Source organism: Clostridioides sp. LIBA-6622 (assembly GCF_056716095.1).
On record NZ_CP196998.1, the window covers coordinates 990,339 to 1,014,257 of the forward strand.

The window sequence follows — 23,919 nt, forward strand, 5'->3', positions numbered from 1 at the left end:
TATATATTGATGAGTAAAATATTAAAATACAAAAATGAGATGTTGTTATTTATATTAGTTGTAATAACATATCTAATAATAACTAAGATATTTTTTTCCAAGACTACTATATTTTATGATTTGAACAATACTTATGATGTATTGTTAGATACAGATACTGGTGTTTTATTCAATTTAAATGTATTTGCTATAAATCAAGATAATAGTAAACACATATTATTTTCAGCAATTATATCAATTTTTGCATATCCAATATACTTATTTTGTACGTCAATAGCAAATCCAGGAACAGCTGATTTTAATAGTGCTTATGGGTTTGGATTGATTTGTCTACAAATAATAACTAGTGCAATGTCTATAACCTTAGTTTTTAATCATATTAAAAAGATAAAAATGCAGAGATTAACTTTAATTTTACTTACTATGATAATGATATTTTCATTCCCACAACTATTTATGACTTTGAATGTAGAGAGATTTATATATAGTCAATTTTCTTTAATATTTTTTATATTTATTGCAAACAAAATGAAGGGAAAAAATTCTTATTTGGTAGAATTAGCTGCTATTCCTCTGTTTGGGATAACTATTAGTAATATATATTTGTATTTTTTTAATATTATATTTGAATTTAAGTTAAAAATAGGAAAAATATTAAAACATTTAGCTACATTTATCTTAATAGCATATATTTGTGTAGTTTCAACGAAATCTTATGAGAGCTTCATGAATCTTGGTAATGTAATACAGTATGATACGAAATTTATAAGAAGTGGGCCGATTTTAGAAAAAATTGCAATGATTATAGAAAGATTGTTATATTCAGTTTTTTATTTTCCTGGAGCAGAGATTAAAAAAGATTTGTTTTTGCAAAATGGAGAAGTTTCAACGATACCAGTGATTCTAACTTTATTAGCATTTTGCTTTTGTGTTTTGTCAGTTATTGAGAACTCAGAAAAAAGAGTTCCTAAATTATGTATGGGAATAATTGTATTCAACTTAGTTTTACATGGAATAATAGGATATAATCTAGTTAATTCAAGTATTATGGCTATAAACTTTAGTTTTGCAGTTATAGTTTTATTGGCTTATTTTACTAAGGCACTTAGAAAAAATGAAAAAAGTATGTACAATATATTTCTATCATTGTTACTGGTTACTATAATAATTAGCAATGTAAATGGATTTATAGAAATTTTAAATATAGGGATAAAATCATATCCTGTTTAAAAAATAATATTGAAAGGGTAGTAAGTTTATGAAACAGACAAATACAAATGTAAAGCTTCTTACTAAAATTTCAGATTATATAAAACTAATGAGAATAAAACAATATATAAAGAATTTCTTTGTATTTTCTGCCCTAATTTTTTCAAATAACATACTAAATACAAATTTGCTATTAAAGACATTTATTGCATTTGTGTGTTTTTGTATTATATCATCATCAGTATACGCATTGAATGATGCTATAGATATGGACAAAGATAAAAAACATCCTAAAAAACGTAATAGACCAGTTGCAAGTGGGAGAATAAGTAAAAGAAATGCTAATATACTATTTGTAATATTAGCTTTGATTTCAATTAGTTTATCAATAGTTGTTAATTTCAGATTGACTATAATTCTTCTTCTTTATTTGATAAATAATATATTATATTCTCTTAAATTAAAGAATATAATACTATTAGATGTGTTTTCAATATCTCTTGGATTTATACTTAGGGTCTATGCAGGGTGTGTAGCCATAAATGTAAGTTTATCAAATTGGATAATATTATGTACGTTTTTCTTATCTTTGTATTTAGCTTTTGGAAAACGTAAAAAAGAAATAGTAACTTTAAGAGATGATGCAATTGAACATAGAAAGATATTAGAGGACTATGATATAGAAAATCTAAACCAAATGATGGTGGTCATGTTAAGTTCTACAATAGTGTGTTATGCGTTGTATTCCACAAGTAATCCAGAAAAGCCACATATGATATTTACAACAATATTTGTAGTTTATGGTGTACTTAGATATAATTATATAATTAACACTACAAATGAAGGAAATCCTACTGACATTGTGTTGAAAGATTCTGCTTTACAAATAAATGTAATATTATGGATAATTACATGTTTAATAATATTAATTTTTTAGTGATAGGATGGGGAAATACTTATGAAAAAAAGTGTATTATTACTCGATGTAGATTATACTGTTATAAATACTGATAGTATGTTAGATTTTTTTATTTATTCTTTAAAAAATAAAACATTTAAAACTATTGTAAAGTTGCCATATATTATCTTTACTTTAGCTATGTACTTAATTAGGGTAGTACCTTTGAAAAGAGCAAAAGAGGCAATCTTTCATCCAATAGTAGATTTTAGTGAAGAAGATTTAAAAAGATTTTTTGATGATTGCATTATGAAAAGAATTAACGAGTCTATGAAAAAAGTTATTTACAAAAACAAAAAAGAACATAATGTTATAATTATGATAACAGCATCTCCATATGCGTATATGAAATACTTTAAACATTATGGTTTTGCAGACGAAGTCATAGGCACTGAGTTGTTTTATGAAAATTCAAGATATAAAAATCAGTTTATTGGAGAAAACTGTAAGGGAATTGAAAAAATACATAGAATAAAGGCTGTATTAGATAAGCTTGGGATAGAGATTGATTATGAAAATTCATATGCATATTCGGACTCTAAGAGTGATTTACCTATGCTTTCATTAGCTAAAAATGCGTTTTTGGTTAGTAAAAAGAATGGTGAGGTTATAGAACAAGTAAATTCATAACTTAATGTCACTTAGAATAGGAGGGAATAGTTTGGGATATTTACACATATTAATTTTATCTATGGTTCCTATAACAGAATTAAGAGGAGCCATTCCTATAGGTATTGCAATGGGTTTAAATCCTATGTGGGTTTATGTATTTAGTGTAATTGGTTCTACATTGGTATCGATTCCCTTAATATTAACATTTAGGCATGTATTGCAATTTTTAAGAGGGAAAAAACTATTTAAAGGTATTGCAGATACAATTGATAGAAAGATAAATTCAAGAATGAAAAAATTAAAAAGTGTTTCAATGATAGGTATAATACTATTTGTAGGGATACCACTTCCAACTACAGGAACATGGACTGCATCTGCTATAGCTTCTATATTAAAAATGAGAATAAAAGATGCCTTTATAGGAGTATTTATTGGTAATTTGTTATCAGGAGTTATAGTTTCAGCCCTTTCTCTACATATAATATAAAACTATCCAAGCAATATGTTTGGATAGTTTTTTTATGATATCATTTAAATTCATTTTGCTCTAAAATGTTTACTAGGGCTAAAGAAATATAGTATAGTATTATTTGTGAGGAAAGTACTAAAAATTTTCCTACCAATAAAATAAATTTTTTATATAGAATAAAATTTTAATAACAATAAATTTTAATTAATAGACTAAGGAGGTTTTAAAGTGGAAAATTCAAGCACTAATTTAGGCAATGAAAGTGTAGGAAAATTGTTATTTAAACTTGCTACACCAGCTATTATCGCACAAATTGTAAATGTTTTATACAACATAGTAGATAGGATTTTCATTGGAAGAATGGAAAGTGGAGAAGTTGCTATGGCAGGTGTTGGAGTAGCATTTCCGATAATAATTATAATAACTTCATGTAGTTATTTAATTGGTATGGGAGGAGGACCTTTAGCTGCTATAAAAATGGGTGAACAAGATAATGATGGTGCAGAGAAAATAATGAGTAATAGTTTTTCTGTATTAGTGATTTTAGCAATACTTTTAACTATAGGTTTTCAAATTGGAAAAGAGCCTTTGCTTTGGATGTTTGGGGCAAGTGAATCTACTATTGGATATTCAATGGATTATTTAAAGATTTATTTAATAGGTACAGTATTTGTTCAAATCTCATTGGGAATGAACACTTTTATAAATACCCAAGGATTTGCTACAACTGGTATGATTACAGTTGCTATAGGTGCTTTGATAAACATAATACTTGACCCAATTTTTATATTTAGTCTTAATATGGGTGTAAAAGGAGCTGCATTAGCTACTATAATTGCACAAGGTGTTTCTGCTATTTGGGTGTTGGTGTTCCTATTTGGGAAGAAAAGTATACTTAAGATAAAAAAGAAGTATATGATGCCTAAAGCAAGTATTATTTTACCAGTTTTGGCGTTAGGAATATCTCCATTTATAATGCAATCTACAGAAAGTCTAGTACTTATAGCATTAAATAGTAAATTGCAGATGTATGGAGGCGATTTAGCAGTAGGTTCAATGGCTATAATGAGTAGTATAATGCAAATTCTTATGCTTCCTAATATGGGATTTACACAAGGAGCACAACCAATAATAAGTTACAATTATGGTTCAGGACAACTTGATAGAGTTAAAAAGACATTTAAATTATGTCTATTGTCATGTTTTACATATTCTACTATTTTGTGGATTTTACTGATGATGTTCCCTGCATTTTTTGTTGGTATATTTAATAAGAATCCACAGTTACTTAGCATGACAAGTTGGAGTATAAAAATATATTTTGCAGGTTCTTTTATGTTTGGAATTCAACTAGCTTGTCAACAGACATTTTTAGCACTTGGAAAAGCAAAAATATCTTTGATTTTAGCTCTTCTTAGAAAAGTTGTACTCTTAATACCTTTAATATTTATACTTCCAGCATTTTTTGATGAAAAACTTTTTGCAGTACTTTTAGCAGAGCCAATTGCAGATATAACAGCAGCTACTATAACAGCAATCTGTTTCTTTATATTTTATAAAAGCTCTCTATCAAAATCTAAAACGACAGAAGAATAATATATATAATATAAAATTTTCATGAAAATATTTTAATAGATAAAAATTAGAATTTGTATTTTAATTTAATAAGATATTTTCTATAATGTATAAAGATAGAAAGTTGAATTAATTTTTAAAATTACAATAAGAAAAATGTAAGTATTTGCAATATTAATGGTATAATATTTACAGATATGATAATTAATAAGTGGAAAGGATGTTTATATAATGGAAAATGATTTAACAATGCAAGAATTACTTGACCAGCAAGAACAAGTATTCAGCAAAGTGAAAGTTGGAGAATTAATAACTGGAAAAATAATTGCAGTGAGAAATGATGAAGTACAATTAGGATTAGACTATGGATTTGATGGGATAATACCTATAAGTGAATTAAACATAGAAAAAAATCAATATATAGAAGATTTATATCATATAGGTGATGAAATAACTGCTGTAATAACAAAAGTATCTCAAAAAGATGGGACAATAACTTTATCTAAATTACAACTTGATAAAAGAAATGATTTTGCAGAATTACAAAAAGCTTATGATGAACATAGAATAATAACTGTAAATGTTGAAAAAAATATAGACAAAGGTGTATTTGCTAATTACAATACATATACATTTTTTATACCAATTTCTCAACTTGATACAAAGTTTATTACAGATACATCTAAATTTGTTGGTCTTAACTTAGAAGTTTATATAAGAGACTTTGATATTAGAAAGAATAGACTTGTAGCATCTCATAGAGACGTATTACAAGAACGTATAAATAAAGAAAAAGAAGAAAGAAGAGCTCAAATTAAAGCAGAAAAAGAAGCTGAAAGAGCTAGAATCAAACAAGAAAGAGACGAAGAAAAGGCTCGTATTAAAGTAGCAAAAGAAGAATTATTTAATTCTCTTGAAGTTGGTCAAAAAAGAGATGGTAAAGTAACAAAGATAATGCCTTATGGTGCATTTGTGGATATTGGTGGAATTGAAGGATTAGCACATATAAATAATTTAGCTTGGACAAGAGTTGAAAATGTTGAAGATGTTGTTTCAGAAGGTCAAGAAGTAGAAGTTTATGTGTTGGATGTAAATAAAGATACTAAAAAAATTGCATTAGCATTAAAAGACATAAATAATGACCCATGGGATTTAATAGCAAAAGAAGTAAAAATTGATGATGTTGTTAATGCTAAAGTTCTTAGAATAATAGAAAAAGGAGCTTTTGTTCAGATTAAAGAAGGTGTAGATGCTTATTTACCAATATCTGAACTGAGTGATACTAGAGTTGCTAAAGTTACTAATGTTGTTAATATTGGAGATGAAGTTAAAGTTAAAATTCTTGACTTTAAACCAAAGACTAAAAGAATGTTAGTTTCAATAAAAGAAGCAACTAGAGAGCCAGAAGAAGATATAACAGAGTACTTAGAAGTAGAAGAATCTTTAGGAAGTATTGGAGAATTATTTAAAGATAAATTTAAAGATTTAGAAGTATAAAGTAATTGAAAATGGGGCTGTTTTAAAACATTACTCTGTCTATTATGACAGCTTTAGTTTTGAAATAGCCCCTTAGCTATCTAAAAAAATTATATAAAATATAGGAGGAAATTTAATGAAAAAGTCTATTATAGATGTACATTGTCACACCTTGATAAGTGGACATGCACATAGTACCTTTAAAGAAAATGTCGAAGAAGCAGTTCAGAAAAATATCAAATATCTAGGGATATCAGACCATGGACCTAATATGCCAGGAGGACCACATCCATTTTATTTTTATAATTTACATCTACTACCACGAAAAGTAAAAGATGTAAGAGTTCTTAGAGGGATAGAAGGAAATATAATGGATTATGACGGAAATTTAGATGTTCAAGAAGATATGTTACAACATCTTGACTATGTAATTGCAAGTCTGCATAGACCTTGTATAATTTCAGGGACAAAAGAAGAAAATACAAATGCTATTTTGAATGTAATGGATAAACCTAAAGTAAAAATAATTGGTCATCCAGATGATAGTAGATATCCTTTAGATTATGAATCTATAGTAAAGAAAGCTAAAGAAAAAAATATTCTTTTAGAAATAAATAATTCTTCATTAAGTTCAAACTCTCATAGAACTGGAACTTGGGAAAATGCAAGTCACATGCTAATGTTATGTAAAACGTATGGAGTAAGAGTAATTCTTGGTACAGACTCTCATATATGCTATTCTATAGGTGAATTTGAAAATGCAGAGAATGTTTTAAAATCAGTAGATTTTCCCGACGAATTAGTCATAAATTATCATGAAGATGAAATTATAGAGTTTTTTGATATAAATTTTTAGAATCGTGGGAGTGAAAAATTTTGAGTAAAAATAAATTTATCTATATGAATTATTATGACAATGGTTATTTTAAAAAAGGTATGGCTATATATATGGTCTTAGCACTTATAATTTTAGCTACAATTTTTATATATTCAACGAAAATCTTATATCTTTTATGTATAGTAACAGCAGTTTTTCTTTTTAAACAAGGTCGTGATTTTTTAAACCAATATGAGGGAAAAGAATATCTTACTCTCGATAATCATTCAATATTAATAAATAATCAATGTATATTCAGTATAAAATCTAAAAAAAATCAAAAGTTTAACTATAAAATAATAGAAAAAATAGAAGTTGTAAAAAAAGTATTAAATATATATACTGAAGAGTCTATTTATAAAATCAGATTGAGTGCACTGAGTTTAGAAGATGAAAAAAAATTATTAAATATCATAGATGAAAAGATGAAAAAGTTTAAGGGATAACACTATACTGTTTTCAATAGTTAGCATGGTTTATAAAATTACTTATCAAAAATAAAAAATAAAAAAACATAGATAATTATTTTTTTGTGTTGACAATATATTTTAATGTGTATATAATAACTATTAAATCGAAATATTTAGAAAATTTAAATGATTAAAAAAGCGATGAATAGAAGCAGTAAGAACAATGAAACTTTCAGAGAGCTAAAGTATGGTGTGATTTAGTAGTTGATAGTTCTGAACTTGTCTAGGAGCTGTTTTCTGAGACTTAGGTCTTAGAATAATCGGAGTAATTCCACGTTATAGGAAATATAGTCATTATAATCATATAGTGTCTATTACTAAGGGAGCTTTTTAGAAAGCTAAATAGAGTGGTACCGCGAGCAAAACCTCGTCTCTAATTTTACTAGAGATGGGGTTATTTTTATTCTAATGATAAAATTAACATTTATTCTTATGAATTAAATATGGTAGGATTGCGTCGATATAAGGTATACTGGATACAAAAAACAAAAAAGGGGGAAATAACATGAAATACGAAAAGTATAAAAAGTATGGCAAAATGCAAATAGAAAATCGTAAATGGCCAGACAAAGAGATATTTAAAGCTCCAATTTGGTGTAGTGTTGATTTAAGGGATGGAAATCAATCACTACCAACTCCTATGAGTGTAAATAAAAAAGTCAGAATGTTCAAAATGCTTTTGGATACGGGATTTAAGGAAATAGAAGTAGGATTTCCATCAGCATCAAATACAGAATACACGTTTTTAAGAAAATTAATAGATGAGAATATGATTCCAGATGATGTAACTATACAAGTTCTTACACAATCTAGAGCACATCTTATAGAAAAGACTTTTGAAGCAATAAAAGGATGTAAGAAAGCAATTATACATTTGTATAATTCTACATCAGTTCTTCAAAGGAATGTGGTCTTTAATATGAGTAAACAAGAAATAACAGATATAGCAGTTGAAGGGGCAAAATTGTTTAATGAAGAGGTGAAAAAATATCCAGAGACAGAGTTCACTTTTGAATATTCACCTGAAAGCTTTACAGGAACAGAGATGGAGTATGCACTTGAAATATGTGAGGCAGTGATAGATGTTTGGAAGCCAACTCCGCAAAAAAAAGTGATAATAAATCTTCCATCAACAGTGGAAATGGCAACACCAAATGTATATGCAGACCAAATAGAATGGTTTTGTGAAAATGTAAGTTGTAGAGATTCTATAATACTAAGTTTGCATACTCACAATGATAGAGGAACTTGTACAGCAGCAAGTGAACTTGGACTATTAGCTGGAGCAGATAGACTTGAAGGTACTTTATTTGGAAATGGTGAAAGAACTGGGAATATGGATATAGTAAACGTTGGACTTAATCTTTATACACAAGGGATAGACCCAGAGTTAGATTTTAGTAATATCGATAGTATAAGAGAAATATATGAGGAATGTACAAAAATTATAGTACATGATAGACATCCATATGCAGGAAATCTTGTACATTGTGCTTTTTCAGGCTCACATCAAGATGCTATTAGAAAAGGCATGATAGCAATGAAAAATAAAGATAATAATTACTGGGAAGTTCCATATCTACCAATAGACCCTCATGATATAGGAAGGGAATACAAAGAGATTATTAGAATAAATAGCCAATCTGGAAAAGGTGGAGCTGTTTATATAATGGAAACAGATTATGGATTTATGATACCTAAGAATATGCATTCTGATTTTGGAAATGTAGTAAAAATGGAATCTGATAGAATAGGGGAAGAGCTTAGTAGTGAAGCAATATTTAACTTATTTAAGAAGGAATACATTGATGTCGAGAGCCCTTACAAGATTAAAAAATATAAAATAAAATCAATGGATGAACTAAACTATGAAAATGATGATTCTAATGATACTAATATGATTGAGATGACTGCAAGAGTAACTTACATGGGAAATGAACAAAGGATTGTTGGTATAGGAAATGGACCTGTAGATTCGTTTAATAATGCGTTAAAAGAATGTGGAATGAAAGATTATAAATTTAGATATTATTGGGAACATGCATTAGAAGAAGGTTCACATTCAAGAGGTGTAGCTTATGTAGGGATAGAACACAATGATAAAGTCTATTTTGGTGTAAGTATATCAGAAAACATAAATACAGCAGCTATTAATGCACTTATGAACGCAATAAATAAAAGTTATATTGAGGAGGAAGTAAAAGATGGGGATGACTATGACGCAGAAAATCTTAGCAAAACATGCTAATTTAAATGAGGTTAAGAAAGGGCAATTAATTGAAGCAAATTTAGATATAGTTTTAGGAAATGATATAACATCACCAGTAGCTATTAGAGAATTCGAAAAATTAGGTATTGGAGATGTTTATGATAAGACTAAAGTAGTAATGGTCTTAGACCACTTTGCACCTAACAAAGATATAAAGAGTGCAGAACAATGTAAGTTTACAAGAAGTTTTGCGAAATCAAAAGGTGTTATAAATTTCTTTGATGTAGGAGAGATGGGAATAGAACATGTTCTTCTTCCTGAAAAAGGTATAGTAACAGCTGGAGATGTAATTATAGGAGCAGATTCCCATACTTGCACATATGGAGCTTTAGGAGCATTTTCCACTGGAGTAGGCTCAACTGATATGGGAGCAGGCATGGCTACAGGAAAATGTTGGTTTAAGGTACCTGGAGCAATAAAATTTGTCTTGAAGAATAAACCAAATAAGTGGATAAGTGGTAAAGATGTAATACTTCATATAATAGGTAAGATAGGCGTTGATGGTGCACTTTACAAGTCAATGGAATTTTGTGGAGATGGAGTAGAGTATTTATCTATGGATGATAGATTTACTATTTGCAATATGGCAATAGAAGCAGGTGCTAAAAATGGAATTTTTTCAGTAGATGATAAAACTATGGAATATATAAATTCACATAAATGTACAACAATAACAAAAGATGTAAATGTATATGAAGCAGATGAAGATGCTGTTTATGATGAAGTATATGAAATCGACTTAGCTGAACTAAGAGAAACAGTAGCTTTTCCTCATCTTCCTGAAAACACTAAAACAGTAGATGAGATTGATACAGATATAAAGATAGACCAAGTTGTAATAGGTTCTTGTACAAATGGAAGAATATCAGACCTTGAAGTAGCAGCTGAAATCATGAAAGGTAAAAAAGTAGCAGATGGAGTCAGAGTGATGATATTCCCTGGAACTCAACAAGTATATCTTGAAGCTATAGAAAGGGGTTATATCACTACATTTATAGAAGCAGGAGCAGCAGTTTCTACTCCAACTTGTGGACCTTGTTTAGGAGGTCACATGGGAATACTTGCATCAGGAGAAAAATCAATTTCAACAACAAATAGGAACTTTGTAGGAAGAATGGGTCATGTTGATTCAGAAGTATATCTTTCAAGCCCAGCTGTAGCAGCAGCATCAGCTATAACTGGTAAAATATCAAAACCATCAGAGATAATTTAAAGGAGGTAAAGTTTATGATTGCTAATGGAAGTGTTTTTAAATTCGGTGATAATATAGATACAGATGTAATAATACCAGCTAGATATTTAAATATAGCTGATTACAAGGAATTAGCTATGCATTGTATGGAGGATATTGATGATAAGTTTGTTTCTAAGGTAAAAAAAGGAGACATTATAGTTGCAACTAAAAACTTTGGTTGTGGTTCATCAAGAGAACATGCTCCAATTGTAATAAAAGAAAGTGGAGTATCCTGTGTGATTGCTTCTACTTTTGCTAGAATATTTTTTAGAAACTCTATAAATATAGGGCTTCCTATACTTGAATGTGAAGAGGCTGCTAATAATATAGAAGAAGGAGATAATATAGAAGTAGATTTTTCTACAGGTGTGATAAAAAACATAACAAAAGGAAAAGAGTATAAGGCAGAACCATTTCCTGAGTTTATGCAAAATATTATACTAAATGAAGGCTTAATCAATTCAATAAAAGCAAACAGGGGGTAGTGGAGTATGAACTATAATATAGCAGTCATAAAAGGTGATGGTGTTGGACCAGAAATAATAGAAGAAGGCATAAAGGTTCTAAATAAAATTTGCTTTAAATTTAATCATAGATTCGATTGTGAATATGTATTAGCTGGAGGATGTGCTATTGATGAAACTGGAGAGGCTTTACCAAATAAAACTGTTGAAGTTTGTCGAAAAAGTGGAGCTATACTACTTGGTGCTGTAGGAGGTCCAAAGTGGGATAAATGTAAAGGAGATATAAGACCAGAAGCAGGTCTTTTAAAGTTGAGAGAGTCAATGGGATTATTTGCAAACTTAAGACCAGCCACAATGTATGAAAGTATAAAAGAAGCTTCACCACTCAGAGCAGATATAGTTGAGAAAGGTATTGATTTTGTTGTTGTAAGAGAGTTAACAGGGGGCATTTATTTTGGAGAACGTGGAAGAAAAATTATTGATGGCATTGAAAATGCTTATGATGTAGAGACATATAACGAGAATGAAATAAGAAGAATTGGAAAAAGAGCTTTTGAAATAGCTAGAGGTAGAAAAAGAAAACTTATAAGTGTGGATAAGGCAAATGTGCTTGAGAGCTCAAGGCTTTGGAGAAGTATAATGGAAGAACTAGCTAAAGAGTTTGATGATGTAGAGTTATCCCATATGTATGTTGATAATGCTGCCATGCAAGTTGTAAGAGAGCCTAGTCAGTTTGATGTAATAGTAACCAATAATATATTTGGAGATATAATATCTGATGAAGCATCTATGATTACAGGTTCTATAGGTATGTTACCATCAGCATCACTTAGAGAAGACAGTTTTGGTATGTATGAGCCAATACATGGAAGTGCACCTGATATAGCAGGAAAAGATATTGTGAATCCAATTGCAACTATTCTATCTGTAAGCATGATGCTAAGACATAGTTTTAATTTAGAAGAGGAAGCTAAGTGTATTGAAGATGCTGTGCAAAATGTACTTAATAAAGGCTATAGAACTAGTGATATTTATAATGGTATGGGAACTGTTGTAGGAACTAAGAAAATGGGCGAATTAATAGTAAATGAAATTTAGAATTATAATTATAATTTAATTTGTATAATATAAGTTGAATGTATAATCTAGGCAGTTAGTAAAAAGTCTATTCGAATAGAGTTTATTTTTAGAGTACAATATGGTTTTGAGTAATTTTAATTACAAAAAACCATATTGTTTTTTTTAGAAAAAAATACATGAAATTAAAGTTATATATTGAAATAGTCTATTTTATCATTAGAAGTTTGCAGGTATTTAATTAATATTATATAATATATTTTAGAATTATTTAATATTAAGCAACTATTAATGTAGGTTAGGAGATGGAGTTTTTGGCAAAGTATAAGGTTTTAAAGAAGCAAAATAGTAGCAAATCTTGTTTAGTTTGTGGGACACAAAATGAACTAGGGCTTAAAGCAGATTTTTATGAACTTGAGAACGGAGAACTTGTATCAATTTGTAATACAAAAGATTGGCATCAAAGTTATCCAGGAAGAGTACATGGAGGTATGTCTGCTGCAATATTGGATGAGACTATCGGAAGAGCTGTAAGTATAAATGATGACCAAATTTGGGGAGTGACAGTGTCTTTAGAATTAAAATATAAAAAACCAGTGCCAACAGATGCGACTATAAAAGTTGTTGGAAGAATAACTAAAGAAAATAGGAAATTGTTTGAAGGTACAGGCGAAATAATTCTACCAAATGGAGATGTAGCAGTGACAGCAACTGGAAAATATATGAAAATGCCTATTGGTCAAATTTCAGAAGGGGACTTTTCTGATGAAGAATGGTTTTTTGAAGAATCAAAAGAAAACATAGAATATATTGAACTTTAGTTAAAAAAAGTTTATATCTAAAAAACATGAAGTTTAAAAATACTATAAAAAATATAAGATAAAAATAAATTAGTTATACTAAAAAGATTGTTCTTAATAGTGTTAAATTTACATATCAAAAAAATTAATTTATATAGCTAAAAAGTCTATTTTTTTTGAAGAAATATTTCAGAATATTCACACTTGTGATGAGGTGTAAAATGAATGATTTCATAAAATATATAAAAAAAATTATATATAAAAAATAAAAATTATGTTGACATAGTTAATTCAGCTTGATATTATAGTTATTAAAAATAAGGACAGTAAAAACGCTATCCATATTACAAACTAAAAAAGGGGGGAATTATAATGAGTAAGAAATTATTTATTCCTGGTCCTATTGATGTTAAAGAAGAAGTCTTGCAAAAGATGGCTACACCAATGATAGGACATAGAGGAAAAGATGCATCTGTACTCCAAAAGAGTATAAGTGAAAAAATGCAAAAACTATTCTATACAAACAACACGATACTTTTATCCACGTCATCCGGAACTGGTTTAATGGAAGGCTCCATTCGTTCCTGTACATCCAAAAAGGCAGCAGTATTTTCCTGTGGATCCTTTGGTGATAGATGGTACAAAATGGCAGTGGCTAATAATGTCCCAGCGGATATATTTAAAGTTGAATTAGGAGAGGCAACAACACCAGAAATGGTTGATAAGGTGCTTTCTACCGGAGAATACGATTTAATAACTGTAACTCACAATGAAACTTCAACTGGAATAAGAAATCCAATAGAAGAAATTGGAGAAGTTGTTAAAAAGTATAAAGATGTGGTCTATTGTGTAGACACTGTAAGTTCAGCCGGTGGAATAAAAGTCGAGGTTGATAAGATTGGAATAGATATTTGTATAACATCAGTACAAAAAGCACTGGGATTACCACCAGGAATGTCTATTTGCACATTTTCTCAAAAAGCAATCGATAGAGCTAAGCAAGTACCTTTTAGAGGAGTATATCTTGATTTGTTAGCAATGTATGAATACTTAATCAAGAAAAACTACCAATACCCTTCAACACCATCTCTTTCTCACATGTTCGCTTTAGATTTCCAATTAGATAATATATTAGATGAAGGCTTAGATAACAGGTTTAACAGACATGAAGACATGGCAAACTTAGTTAGAAACTGGGCTAAAAAACACTTCCAAATTTTTACCAATGAAAATCACTTATCCAATACACTTACTGTTATAGAAAATACTCAAGGTATTAGTGTATCAAATTTAAATTCAAAATTACAAGAACGAGGATTCCAGATAGCAAATGGCTATGGCGATTTAAAAGAAAAAACTTTTAGAATTTCACATATGGGTGACTATACTGTCGAAGATGTACAAGAATTATTAGATAATATTGATGATATATTAGGTTTTAATAAATAATATTATAAATTTATGTATTTTTAATAGAAATTTAGAATATATAGTAGAATATATTTTATAAAAATTACATATTAAATTTTTAACAAAGAATAAGAAAATTTGATATGACTTTAATAAAAAAATATTTTGAAAATTATATAAACAGAAAGTTAAAATAAATAAAGTGTTTTATGGATAAAAATACTTTAAAAAATAAAAATTGGGAAAATTAAGTGAATAAAAATTGGAGGAGTTTGTTATGTATAATATATTAATTACTGATGGAATAGAGAGAGATGCAGCGAGAAAATTGAGAGAGTTAAATTTTAATGTGATAGAGCAGTTTTATGAAAAAGATGTTTTAGGAGATAAACTTAAAGATGTTGATGTACTTGTAGTACGTTCAGCTACTAAAGTTACTAAGGATGTAATAGATAAAGCATTAGAGGGCAAAAAATTGAAGTTAATAGTAAGAGGTGGAGTAGGATTAGATAACATAGATGTTAAATATGCAGAAGCTAATGGCATAAAAGTTATGAATACTCCAAATGCAAGTAGTATATCTGTTGCAGAGCTTACAATAGGTCAATTATTTGTGCTTGCAAGATTCATAAATACTGCAAATGTAACTATGAGAGATGGAAAATGGGAGAAGAAAAAATATAAAGGTACAGAAATTAATGGAAAGACACTTGGACTTATCGGTTTTGGAAGAATTGCAAAAGAAGTTGCAAAGAGAGCTGAACTATTAGGTATGGATGTTATATATACTGACATAATGGGTGAAGCAAAAGGCTTTAACAAATATAGATTCTGTGATATGGAAGAAGTTTTAGAAAAGGCAGATTTCTTATCTTTACACATACCATTTGATAAGAATAAGGGGGCAGTAATAACTGAAAAAGAAATAAACAAGATGAAAGATGGTGCTTATCTAATAAACTGTGCAAGAGGCGGTTTAGTTGATGAGAAAGATTTACTAAAGGCATTAGATGAAGGTAAATTATCAGCAGCAGCTATAGACGTTTATGAACAAGAACCTACATTAAACCTAGACTTAGTAAATCATCCAAGAGTTTCTCCTACACCTCATATTGGGGCATCTACAGTAGAAGCTCAAGAAAGAATAGGAGAAGAAATAGTAAATGTGATTCAAGATTTCTTTCTTGACTTCAATAATCTAATAGAGGTAGCATTATAAAATATTTATATAATTAGGGGGAAATAAGTAATGGCAACTATTAAACCATTTAAGGCGATTAGACCAAATAAATATATAGTAGATAAAGTAGCAGCACTTCCTTACGATGTTATGAACAGTAAAGAAGCTAGAAAAATTGCAGAAGGGAATCCATATTCATTTTTGCATATAGATAAATCAGAAATTGATTTAGATGAAAATATTGATTTATATGATGAAAAAGTTTATTTAAAAGCGCGAGAAAATTTAGATGAATTTCGACAACAAGAAATTCTAGTAAAAGATGATAAAGAGTGTATATATATATATAAACAAATCATGGATGGTAGAGCTCAAGTTGGTATAGTAGCATGTATATCAGTTGATGAAAGCTTAAATGGAACAATAAAAAAACATGAATACACTCGACCAGAAAAGGAAATTGATAGAACTAAGCATATAAAATACTGTGATGCTAATACGGGAACTATACTTGTAACTTATAAACATCAAAGATTGATAGATGATATAATCAATGATTTTATGAATAATAATGACCCTTTATATGATTTTGTAACAGATGACAAGATAGAGCATACAGTATGGAAAATTGAAAATGATGATATAATATGTAATTTGGTAGATGAATTTGGGAAATTGGATTATCTATATATTGCAGATGGTCATCATAGAACAGCTTCAGCAGAAAATGTAGCCAAAGAAATGAGAGCTAAAAATCCGAACTATACTGGAAAAGAAGAATTTAATTATTTTATAGCTATGATAGCACCAGATGATAATTTAATGGTTTTGGATTATAATAGAGTTATCAAAGACTTAAATGGTTTAAGTGAGGAAGAATTTATAAATAAAATAAAAGAAAATTTTGAACTAGAAGAAATAGAAGGAAAAGAAAAATATAAACCTGACAAAAAAGGAACTTTCGGGATGTATCTAGGCAATAAATGGTACAAAATGGAAGCTAATAAAAATTTATTAGAAATAGAAGACCCTGTTGATTCATTAGATATTTCTATATTACAAGATTATGTTATTGATGCTATTTTGGGAATTGAGAATCCAAGGGTAGATAAAAGAATCGACTTTATTGGTGGTATCAGAGGTCTTGAAGAATTAGAAAAAAGAGTGAATGAGGATATGAAGGTAGCATTTGCAATGTATCCAACTAGTATTGAGGACTTGATAAGAGTGGCAGATGCAGGTAAGATAATGCCAGCCAAATCAACATGGTTTGAACCTAAAGTAAGATGTGGGCTATTTCTACATGAAATAAATGAATAATTAATAAAGGGCTAAAAAGTGAGATTTACACTTTTTAGCCCTTATTTTTGTTTATAGCTATATATTAAAATACCAGAAGATAATATTTTTAATAATAGTTACCTTTTTCGAAAACGGATAATTTTAACATATAGATAGTAGTGTTCTATGTTATAATTTAGAATGAAAATTTATATTTTATAATAATAAATTATATTTTCACATTTATAAACATGAAAAAATAAAAGGACATTATAATGTTGTGCTAGAATTATTATCCGAAAACCTAAATTCTAATCATGAATGTAAAGTTGTATAGTTTTAAATAGAGTTTAAGTTTTATAAAATAGAGATTGATTTGATAATCAAGTTATATAGTAATAAGTATAAAAATGTATTTTATGTGAGAAAATACATATTCTTTTTTTGTATGAAATTAAGGGTATAGTAATTAATTAGAAAAGGAATGAATAATAATGAATATATTACATTATCAGTTTTGGTAAATTAAAAGTAGAGTTAGAGTTTTTAATATTTATTAAGCATGAAGTATGAATGAATGCTTTATAAATAAATCTGAATGTATGTTGTTTAATTCTAATATAGGAAGAAAGAAAATATTTATTGAAAAATATTAATAATAGGAATAAATGCAAATGTTTGCAATGTGAGTAAAGATTACTAGTCTTTTAAGTATTTCTTTTGATTTAAAATAATTTCCTACTGAAGAATTAAACAATATAATTATATATAATGAGGATGTGAGTATGATTAACAGACTAAAGCCAAGAATCTTAGGTATTAGTATCTTGTTTATTATTATAATTATTTTAACTGGTGGGGCTATTTTTAAGTTTAAATTTAAATTAGATAATAAGTTAAAGGAAACCACACATACATATCTGTCTGAGTTTACAGAAGATAATATTATTAATCTCAAGACAAAACTTAGTGGTCAATTTGACATGATTGAATCTATTGCTAATTTTATTGGTAATTTTAATAATATAAATGATGAAATGGTGATTGATTTAATGAATTCTAGTGTAAATCGAAGCTCTTTAATTAGCATGACAGTTTCTACATTAAATGGGAAAAGTTATTCTAATGATGGGGTCATCAGCAATATTCAAGATATAGATTATTTTAAAAAAGCTAAAAATGGAGAAAGGAATATATCAGAGCCTTTAAAATCTATTATTAATAAAAAAGAAATAATAGTTTTATCAACACCTATTTATAAAAGTGGGAAAATAGTGGGTGTTTTAAGTGGAATTTATGATTCAACAAAGTTAAATGAATTGTTAGGATTATCTGCATTTAATGGAAAAGCAGATGTTTTTATTGCCAAAAAAAATGGAGATATAATTGCTCAAAATACAAATAGCAAAATGTTATCATGTATATTTAAGCTTTTTAATAAAGACAACTGTAATGAAGTAGATTGTATAAAAACTATAAAAGAAAATATGAAAAATGATAAATCGGGATATTCTAATTATAATTTAGATAATGAAAAATTTATGTTAAATTATAAGCCACTTGGAATTAATGATTGGTATATTTTTTCTGTTGTTCCAAACGAAATAGTGTATATTCAGTCAGAAAACATATCTTATGATGTATATGTATTTGCTTTGGAAATACTACTAGTTATATTGATTTTTATAGTATATATAGCCTGCATTATAAATAACAATACTAAGGTTATTATAAATGAAAAAGAAAAATTTAAAGCACTTACGGATAATATATTAGGGGGTGTTAAGAACTGTCTGAAAGATGAATATATGACTATGACATATGTAAGTCAAGGGTTTCTGGAACTTACAGGTTATTCTGATGAAGATTTAAATAAAATATTTAAAAATAAATTTAAAGATATGATTTACAAAGAAGATATAGACAAGTTTAATTGTACTATTCTAAATCAATTAGAAAAACAATATAAAATTGAAGTTGAATATAGAATTGTAAAAAAAGATGGAAGTATAATTTGGATTTTAGAGAGAAGTAAATCTATAAAGGATAACAAAGGAAATGAGTGTATTCAGGGAGTTTTAACTGATATAACAGAACTTAAAAAAATACAAGAAGAGCTAAATTCAAAAAGATTTGAAATAGAAGCTATTAACAATAGTATTGTTGGTGGGATAGTTATAACTGAGATAAATGATGATTTTGACAGTATATATTTAAATGAAGGATATTTAAGTATGATTGGATATACACGTGAACAACTGAAAGATGAATTAAATAATAAATTAATAAAACTGATTTTTAAAGACGATAGAATAGGACTTATTGATAGTATCAATGAACAACTCAAAGTAAGTGATACATTTGCGAGTGAACAAAGAATTGAGAAAAGGGATGGAACTATCATATGGATTTTATTAAAAGGGAGAAAAATAGTTTATGAAGATGGCAAATCTGTATTATGTAGTGTTATTGTAGATATTACTTCTGCTAAACTATTGGAACAACAGCTTAAGAAAAGTGAAGAACGTCATGAGATTATTATAAAACAGACTCAAAATATCATAGTAGAATGGGATATAGAAAAAGACCAAATGAATATTTCACCAAATTGGTATAATAAGTTTGGTTATGACCCTATAACTGAGAATGCAACAAAAAGCTTGATTAAATCAGTAGATATATATCAGGATGATATGGATAAGTTTGTTTCATTGATTAAACTTACTTCTGAAGGTAGTGAATATGAGGAGTGTGAAATTAGACTTAGAATTAGAGATACCACTTATGCTTGGTTTAGTATAAAGGCAACAACACTTTTTGATGATAATGGAATACCTTATAAAGTTGTAGCTAGTTTGACTGATATTGATGAGTCAAAGCGAGAGGCGGAGAAATTGAAAGAAAGAGCAGAAAAGGACCCTTTGACAGACTTATATAATAAAAAAGCATCTCAATCACTTATAGAAGAATATATAACACTAGATAAAAAAAGAAAAGGTGCTTTAATGATTATTGATATTGATGACTTTAAAGGAATAAATGATAACTTAGGTCATTTATATGGAGATGCTGTGTTAAGTGAAATTGCGAGTGATTTAATCAACTTATTTAGAGCATCTGATATAGTAGGAAGAATTGGTGGAGATGAGTTTATTGTTTTTATGAAGGATATTTCTGAAATAAGAGATATTATAAATAAAGCAGATGAATTGGTAAAAGCCTTTGAAAGGTCTTTTATGGGGTCAGGTAACAATTATAAAATATCCTTGAGTGTAGGAATTGCTAGATTCCCACAAGATGGTATGGACTATATGCAGTTATTTAGAAATGCAGATATAGCCCTTTACTCAGCTAAAGGAAAAGGTAAAAATTGTTACACATTATATGATAAAAGAATTGATAAAACACAATATATAACTAATACAAGAAATACAGATGAAAATACCAATATAGAGAGGTCTTTTAAAGAACATATAACAAATTATATATTTGATATACTATATGAATCAAATGATATAGAGCTGGCAGTAAATTTAATTCTAGATATTGTAGGTAGGCATTTTAATGTAAGTCGTGTATATATATTCGAAAACTCAGATGATAATTTATCTTGTAAAAATACATTTGAATGGTGTAATGAAGGAATACGTTCAGAAATTGATAATCTTAAAAATATTTATTATGATGATTTAGGTAATTATCTTTTAAACTTTAATGCAGATGGATTATTTTATTGTAATGATATTGATAGTTTAGGTAGTGATGAGAAAAAGATACTTAAACCTCAAGATATACGTTCAATATTACAATGTAAAATTTTAGAAGGCAATGAATTTAGAGGGTTTGTAGGTTTTGATGAATGTTTATATAATCGTATGTGGACTAGTGACGAAGTAAATACACTAACCTTTATATCTAAAACACTTAGTATGTTCTTATTAAAAATGCGTATTCAGAACAAACTAGAAGAGTCTTTAAAGATTCAAAAGTCTGTAATGGACAATATGGACATATGGGCGTATGTTGTTGATAGGAATACTTATGAACTGTTATTTGTAAATAAAAAAATGCTTGAGTCAGCGCCAAATACTCATTTAGGTGATTTATGTTATAAGACAATCTTGAACAATCAAAACAAACCCTGTAAAAAATGTCCTATGAGACATCTAAAAGATAGTGATGATACTTGTAAATCATTTATGCGTAATAAAAAGTTTGATATAAATGCAAATATAACTACAACTACTTTGAAATGGTTTGATGGCAAAGAGGCATGTTTAATATTTGGAAATGAAGTAAGTAGTTTTGAGGTTGAAGAAAATGTTTAAAATACTGTATTATTAATTTACTTAAAATCACAATTTAAATTTATTGGACTTAAAATGTCTATATAAATTATTTAAGTTGTGGTTTTAAGTATTTTTTGTGATATAATTAAGCGTTAAGAACAAAATAAAAAGATACTTTTGTATGAAAAAATATTTGTTAAATATATATTGAGCAGGTGATAATATGGAAAATAAGTTTTTACCAATAAGTAAACAAGATATGATAGATAGAGGATGGGAAGAACTAGATTTTGTTCTAGTTACAGGAGACGCTTATGTAGACCATCATAGTTTTGGGACAGCAATAATATCTAGGGTTTTAGAGAATGCTGGGTATAAGGTTGGGATAATAGCACAGCCAGATTGGAAAACTACAGAAGATTTTATGAGGTTAGGAAAGCCTAGACTTGGATTCTTAGTCAATGCAGGAAATATGGATTCAATGGTAAATCATTATTCTGTTAGTAAAAAACACAGAGATAAGGATATGTATTCTCCAGGTGGGAAAATGGGTTATAGGCCAGATAGAGCAACTATAGTTTATTGCAATAAAATAAGAGAAGCATATAGTGATGTAGCAATAATAATAGGCGGTATTGAGGCCAGTTTAAGAAGATTTGCACACTATGATTATTGGAGTGATAAGGTAAGAAAATCTATGCTGATAGATAGTGGAGCTGATTTATTAGTTTATGGTATGAGTGAAAAGCAGATTGTAGAAGTAGCAAATGCACTTAATGATGGATATGACCCAAAATATATTAGACATATTGATGGGACATGTTATGTTGCAGATACATTGGATGAAATATATGATAAATATATATTAATTCCATCATATAAGGAAATATGTGAAGACAAAATGAAGTATGTAGAGGCTTTTAAAATTCAATACGATGAGCAAGACCCATTTAGAGGAAATGTAATTGTTCAACCTCAAGGAAGTAAGTATTTAGTACAAAATAAGCCAGAGAAGCCACTTAGCAGAGAAGAATTAGATGAAGTCTATGGATTACCATATCAAAAGACATATCATCCTGTGTATGAAAAATCTGGTGGGATACCAGCTATAGAAGAAGTTAAATTTAGTATAGTAAGCTCAAGAGGATGTTTTGGTAGCTGTTCCTTTTGTGCAATAACATTTCATCAAGGGAGAGCAGTACAAAGTAGAAGTGAGAAATCAATTATTGATGAAGCAATAGGAATAACAAATTTAGATGATTTTAAAGGATATATACATGATGTTGGAGGTCCAACAGCTAATTTTAGAAGACCAGCATGTAATAAACAAATTACTAAAGGCGCTTGTAAAAATAGACAATGTCTATCACCATCACCATGTAAAAATTTAGATGCAGACCATAGTGAGTATCTACATTTACTTAGAGCTGTAAGAAAATTACCAAAAATAAAAAAAGTATTTGTGCGTTCTGGTATTAGATACGATTATGTAATGGCAGACAAAAATAATAAGTTTCTTAGGGAATTGATAGAGCATCATGTAAGTGGACAATTAAAAGTAGCACCAGAGCATATATCAGAAGAAGTTTTAGAATATATGCAAAAACCAGCAGGAAAAACTTATGATAAGTTCAGACAGAAGTTTTTTGCTATAAATGAAGAATTGGGTAAAAAACAATATTTAATACCATACTTAATGTCTAGTCATCCTGGCTCTACATTAAATAGTGCTATAGAGTTAGCTGAGTATTTAAGAGATACTCATTATCAACCAGAGCAGGTTCAGGATTTTTATCCAACTCCTGGTACTCTATCTACAACAATGTTTTATACAGGTATAGACCCACTTACAATGAAACCAGTTTATGTGCCTAAAGCAAAACGTGATAAGGCAATGCAAAGAGCTTTATTACAATATAGAGCACCTAGAAATTATGATTTAGTGTATTCTGCATTAGTAGAAGCTGGAAGAGAAGACTTAATTGGTTTTGGACACAGATGTCTAATAAAGCCAAGAGATGAGAAGCCTTATTTTAATAGAAATAATTCTAAGAAAAATACATCTAAAGGTGTAAATAAAAACCAAAAAACTAATGTAAATAACAGAACTAATAAAAATCAACAAAAAAGTTCAACTAAGAAAAAGAAAAAGTACTAGGATGAAATATGAATAAAAATATTTAAATAAGAAGGATTATTCGATAAATTAACAGAAATTAATATAAATAAATATAATTATTTTATAAGATGTTAGCTTTGGGAGGAAAAG

18 protein-coding genes and 1 other annotated feature are annotated in these 23,919 nt (G+C 28.3%); all 18 genes read left to right on the forward strand.

What is annotated here, in order from left to right; all coding sequences use genetic code 11:
• Positions 1 to 9 precede the first annotated feature (9 nt).
• Complete coding sequence (locus ACTG47_RS04825; RefSeq protein WP_479926317.1) at positions 10 to 1,230, forward strand: DUF6080 domain-containing protein; 1,221 nt, start codon at positions 10 to 12, stop codon at positions 1,228 to 1,230.
• Between the two features lie 28 nt (positions 1,231 to 1,258).
• Complete coding sequence (locus ACTG47_RS04830) at positions 1,259 to 2,146, forward strand: decaprenyl-phosphate phosphoribosyltransferase (RefSeq protein WP_479926318.1); 888 nt, start codon at positions 1,259 to 1,261, stop codon at positions 2,144 to 2,146.
• Positions 2,147 to 2,167: 21 nt separating this feature from the next.
• The gene (locus ACTG47_RS04835) at positions 2,168 to 2,797 is read left to right on the forward strand and encodes an HAD family hydrolase (protein WP_479926319.1); all 630 of its coding nucleotides are present in this window, start codon (positions 2,168 to 2,170) and stop codon (positions 2,795 to 2,797) included.
• A 31-nt stretch (positions 2,798 to 2,828) separates the two neighbouring features.
• Positions 2,829 to 3,266, forward strand: a complete 438-nt coding sequence (locus ACTG47_RS04840) for a COG2426 family protein (protein ID WP_479926320.1) — start codon at positions 2,829 to 2,831, stop codon at positions 3,264 to 3,266.
• A gap of 210 nt (positions 3,267 to 3,476) precedes the next feature.
• Entirely contained in the window at positions 3,477 to 4,844 is a 1,368-nt protein-coding gene (locus tag ACTG47_RS04845) for an MATE family efflux transporter (RefSeq protein ID WP_479926321.1), read from the forward strand.
• Between the two features lie 210 nt (positions 4,845 to 5,054).
• On the forward strand, positions 5,055 to 6,320 hold the full coding sequence (locus tag ACTG47_RS04850; protein ID WP_479926322.1) for a 30S ribosomal protein S1: 1,266 nt from the start codon (positions 5,055 to 5,057) through the stop codon (positions 6,318 to 6,320).
• A 115-nt stretch (positions 6,321 to 6,435) separates the two neighbouring features.
• On the forward strand, positions 6,436 to 7,155 hold the full coding sequence (locus ACTG47_RS04855) for a phosphatase (RefSeq protein WP_479926323.1): 720 nt from the start codon (positions 6,436 to 6,438) through the stop codon (positions 7,153 to 7,155).
• 44 nt (positions 7,156 to 7,199) lie between these two features.
• Positions 7,200 to 7,622, forward strand: coding sequence for a hypothetical protein (locus tag ACTG47_RS04860; RefSeq protein WP_479926324.1), 423 nt, complete (start codon positions 7,200 to 7,202; stop codon positions 7,620 to 7,622).
• 156 nt (positions 7,623 to 7,778) lie between these two features.
• Positions 7,779 to 8,024: a binding site (T-box leader), on the forward strand.
• Positions 8,025 to 8,151: 127 nt separating this feature from the next.
• Entirely contained in the window at positions 8,152 to 9,894 is a 1,743-nt protein-coding gene (gene leuA / locus ACTG47_RS04865; RefSeq protein ID WP_479926325.1) for a 2-isopropylmalate synthase, read from the forward strand.
• Positions 9,851 to 11,128 (forward strand): 3-isopropylmalate dehydratase large subunit, encoded by a 1,278-nt coding sequence (leuC, locus tag ACTG47_RS04870; RefSeq protein WP_169469474.1) that lies wholly within the window; start codon positions 9,851 to 9,853, stop codon positions 11,126 to 11,128. Before leuA ends, leuC begins: the two co-directional genes overlap by 44 nt.
• Before the next feature lie 14 nt (positions 11,129 to 11,142).
• Complete coding sequence (gene leuD, locus ACTG47_RS04875; RefSeq protein ID WP_169469472.1) at positions 11,143 to 11,634, forward strand: 3-isopropylmalate dehydratase small subunit; 492 nt, start codon at positions 11,143 to 11,145, stop codon at positions 11,632 to 11,634.
• 6 nt (positions 11,635 to 11,640) lie between these two features.
• Positions 11,641 to 12,711: a 3-isopropylmalate dehydrogenase gene (gene leuB, locus ACTG47_RS04880; RefSeq protein WP_479926326.1), complete on the forward strand. Its 1,071-nt coding sequence runs from the start codon at positions 11,641 to 11,643 to the stop codon at positions 12,709 to 12,711.
• A 284-nt stretch (positions 12,712 to 12,995) separates the two neighbouring features.
• Positions 12,996 to 13,511 (forward strand): PaaI family thioesterase, encoded by a 516-nt coding sequence (locus ACTG47_RS04885; protein ID WP_169469468.1) that lies wholly within the window; start codon positions 12,996 to 12,998, stop codon positions 13,509 to 13,511.
• A 351-nt stretch (positions 13,512 to 13,862) separates the two neighbouring features.
• Positions 13,863 to 14,939 (forward strand): pyridoxal-phosphate-dependent aminotransferase family protein, encoded by a 1,077-nt coding sequence (locus ACTG47_RS04890; RefSeq protein ID WP_021383755.1) that lies wholly within the window; start codon positions 13,863 to 13,865, stop codon positions 14,937 to 14,939.
• A 238-nt stretch (positions 14,940 to 15,177) separates the two neighbouring features.
• Positions 15,178 to 16,119 (forward strand): D-2-hydroxyacid dehydrogenase, encoded by a 942-nt coding sequence (locus ACTG47_RS04895; protein ID WP_479926327.1) that lies wholly within the window; start codon positions 15,178 to 15,180, stop codon positions 16,117 to 16,119.
• Positions 16,120 to 16,149: 30 nt separating this feature from the next.
• On the forward strand, positions 16,150 to 17,400 hold the full coding sequence (locus tag ACTG47_RS04900) for a DUF1015 domain-containing protein (RefSeq protein ID WP_479926328.1): 1,251 nt from the start codon (positions 16,150 to 16,152) through the stop codon (positions 17,398 to 17,400).
• Positions 17,401 to 18,146: 746 nt separating this feature from the next.
• The gene (locus ACTG47_RS04905; protein ID WP_479926329.1) at positions 18,147 to 21,689 is read left to right on the forward strand and encodes a sensor domain-containing diguanylate cyclase; all 3,543 of its coding nucleotides are present in this window, start codon (positions 18,147 to 18,149) and stop codon (positions 21,687 to 21,689) included.
• Between the two features lie 184 nt (positions 21,690 to 21,873).
• Positions 21,874 to 23,808 carry a YgiQ family radical SAM protein gene (locus tag ACTG47_RS04910; protein ID WP_479926330.1) on the forward strand — a complete coding sequence of 645 codons (1,935 nt, stop codon included), beginning with the start codon at positions 21,874 to 21,876 and terminating at the stop codon, positions 23,806 to 23,808.
• Positions 23,809 to 23,919: the final 111 nt, after the last annotated feature.

Coding starts and splice junctions, on each gene's coding strand:
- ACTG47_RS04825 (WP_479926317.1), top strand. CDS start 10: ATGAGTAAAATATTAAAATACAAAAATGAGATGTTGTTATTTATATTA.
- ACTG47_RS04830 (WP_479926318.1), top strand. CDS start 1,259: ATGAAACAGACAAATACAAATGTAAAGCTTCTTACTAAAATTTCAGAT.
- ACTG47_RS04835 (WP_479926319.1), top strand. CDS start 2,168: ATGAAAAAAAGTGTATTATTACTCGATGTAGATTATACTGTTATAAAT.
- ACTG47_RS04850 (WP_479926322.1), top strand. CDS start 5,055: ATGGAAAATGATTTAACAATGCAAGAATTACTTGACCAGCAAGAACAA.
- ACTG47_RS04855 (WP_479926323.1), top strand. CDS start 6,436: ATGAAAAAGTCTATTATAGATGTACATTGTCACACCTTGATAAGTGGA.
- ACTG47_RS04860 (WP_479926324.1), top strand. CDS start 7,200: ATGAATTATTATGACAATGGTTATTTTAAAAAAGGTATGGCTATATAT.
- leuA (WP_479926325.1), top strand. CDS start 8,152: ATGAAATACGAAAAGTATAAAAAGTATGGCAAAATGCAAATAGAAAAT.
- leuC (WP_169469474.1), top strand. CDS start 9,851: ATGGGGATGACTATGACGCAGAAAATCTTAGCAAAACATGCTAATTTA.
- leuD (WP_169469472.1), top strand. CDS start 11,143: ATGATTGCTAATGGAAGTGTTTTTAAATTCGGTGATAATATAGATACA.
- leuB (WP_479926326.1), top strand. CDS start 11,641: ATGAACTATAATATAGCAGTCATAAAAGGTGATGGTGTTGGACCAGAA.
- ACTG47_RS04885 (WP_169469468.1), top strand. CDS start 12,996: ATGGAGTTTTTGGCAAAGTATAAGGTTTTAAAGAAGCAAAATAGTAGC.
- ACTG47_RS04890 (WP_021383755.1), top strand. CDS start 13,863: ATGAGTAAGAAATTATTTATTCCTGGTCCTATTGATGTTAAAGAAGAA.
- ACTG47_RS04895 (WP_479926327.1), top strand. CDS start 15,178: ATGTATAATATATTAATTACTGATGGAATAGAGAGAGATGCAGCGAGA.
- ACTG47_RS04900 (WP_479926328.1), top strand. CDS start 16,150: ATGGCAACTATTAAACCATTTAAGGCGATTAGACCAAATAAATATATA.
- ACTG47_RS04905 (WP_479926329.1), top strand. CDS start 18,147: ATGATTAACAGACTAAAGCCAAGAATCTTAGGTATTAGTATCTTGTTT.
- ACTG47_RS04910 (WP_479926330.1), top strand. CDS start 21,874: ATGGAAAATAAGTTTTTACCAATAAGTAAACAAGATATGATAGATAGA.